Source organism: Actinoplanes sp. NPDC051633 (assembly GCF_040681735.1).
In the GTDB taxonomy this organism is placed as follows: Bacteria; Actinomycetota; Actinomycetes; order Mycobacteriales; family Micromonosporaceae; genus Actinoplanes.
The window spans coordinates 1-1,783 of sequence record NZ_JBFAZH010001417.1; the positions used below are offsets into that span (position 1 = coordinate 1).

2 protein-coding genes are annotated in these 1,783 nt (G+C 70.7%); one reads left to right on the top strand and one right to left on the bottom strand.

All coding sequences use genetic code 11. The annotated features are described in order from the left end of the window. The first annotated feature begins 62 nt into the window (after positions 1–62). Positions 63–839 carry an aldo/keto reductase gene (locus tag AB0M20_RS41600; RefSeq protein WP_364306845.1) on the top strand — a complete coding sequence of 259 codons (777 nt, stop codon included), beginning with the start codon at positions 63–65 and terminating at the stop codon, positions 837–839. A gap of 30 nt (positions 840–869) precedes the next feature. Here the strand turns inward: AB0M20_RS41600 and AB0M20_RS41605 are convergent. Beyond that, positions 870–1,783: DUF4832 domain-containing protein (locus tag AB0M20_RS41605; RefSeq protein ID WP_364306847.1), on the bottom strand; the 914-nt coding region annotated here is incomplete at its 5' end.

A 1,783-nucleotide genomic window follows, 5' to 3' on the forward strand; every position in this document is an offset into this window, starting at 1 on the left:
GCATGCTCGCGGCCGCCGGCGACGACGGTTGACGCGCGGTCCGGCGGGGCAGGACCAACAGCATGGTTGACATTCCCACCGCTTCTCTCGCCGGTGACGTGCGGATGCCGATGGTCGGGCTGGGCACGGCCGGTCTGGTCGGTGACGCCGGCTACTCCGCGATGCGGCACGCGCTCGACATCGGCTACCGCCATCTCGACACGGCCACCGCCTACGACAACGAGGCCGAGGTCGGGCGGGCCCTTCGCGACTCCGGTGTGGCCCGGGAGGCCGTCTTCATCACCACGAAGCTTCCGCCCGAGCGGGCCGGCGACGCCTCCGCCGTCCTCACCAAGAGTCTGCGCGCGCTCGGCGTGCACCAGGTCGACCTGTGGCTCATCCACTGGCCACCGGACGGGCAGGCCTGCGCGCCGGCCTGGCGCGCGTTGATCGCCGCCCGCGAGAGCGGCGCCGCCCGCGCGATCGGGGTGAGCAACTACGGCATCGGCCAGCTCGACGAACTCGCCGCAGCCACCGGCGTCGTACCGGCCGTGAACCAGATTCCCTGGTCACCCGCCCGGCACGACCCGGCGATGCTGGCGGCTCACCGCTCTCGCGGGATCGAGGTCGAGGGCTACAGCCCGCTGAACGGCACCGATCTCGACGACCCCGCTCTGACCCGCATCGCCGACGCGCACGGGGCGACCACCGCGCAGGTCGTGCTGAGCTGGCACCTCACCCATGGCATCACCGTCATTCCAAAATCGGGCAGCGCGGAACGTCAGCGAGCCAACTTCCGCGCCGGTGAGCTGTCGCTCACCGACGACGAAGTGCGGGCGGTCGACCGGCTGGCGCAGTAGCCGCAACGAACCTGCGCCGACCGGCCCGGGTCAGCGGACGGTCACCTCGGCCCGGAGGTCGTTCAGGCCGGTGGCGGCGTCCCACAGTCCCTCGTTGGCCGTGCGGATCGAATACTCCGGACGGTTCCGCAGCAGCGGGTCCGGCAGTTCGAGGAGCAGCTGATACCGGCCGGCCGCGATCTGCTTCGGCAGCGTGATCGTCTGCCGCAGCGTCGTGGTGGCGCCCGCCGCCCAGGTGCGCGGGTCCGCGTTCAGGGCGATGCGGTGGGTTCCGTTCTGCCCGCGCAACACCAGGTTCACGGCCCGCGCGTTGAACGGCGCCGCCCACCCGTCGTTGCGGATCGTGATCGTCACGGGCAGCTTCGCGCGCCGGTTCGCCGTCGCCGGGTACGCGCCACTGACCAGCGTGAACCGGTAGCCGAGCCGGTTGACGACGTCGTCCAGGCAACCGCCGGCCGCCCAGCTGTCGATCACGCCGGGATGCCAGTCCTCGTTCAGGTACGACCAGTGGAACATCGCCATCTCCGAGGTCGCCGTCGGGCACTCGGAACGCGGCGGGTTGGGGTTGCACGTCTCGCCGCCCATCGGCACGTAGGTGGTCTCCTGCGCCAGATACGGGTACTCGACCGCCGGGTTCTCGTACGTGCCGTAGTCGTCGGGGCTGGCCAGGAAGCAGTCGTTGTGGTGGCCGATCCGCTCGACCCGGCCGGTGCCGTACATCGTGCGCTTGAACTTCGGCGTCCGCAGCTGGATCGACCGCGACGCGGGCAGCACAGCCAGCTGCTTGTCGGTGACCGCCTTGCGGTTCGCCCAGTCCTGCTCCGAGATGACGCCCTCGTCGCCGAAGTTGGCGGTGTAGTACCACTCACCCCACTGGCCGATCATCCCGGCCTGCATGACCGCGATGACGTCGGTGTTGCGCCGCAACACCGGCGCCAGCTGGT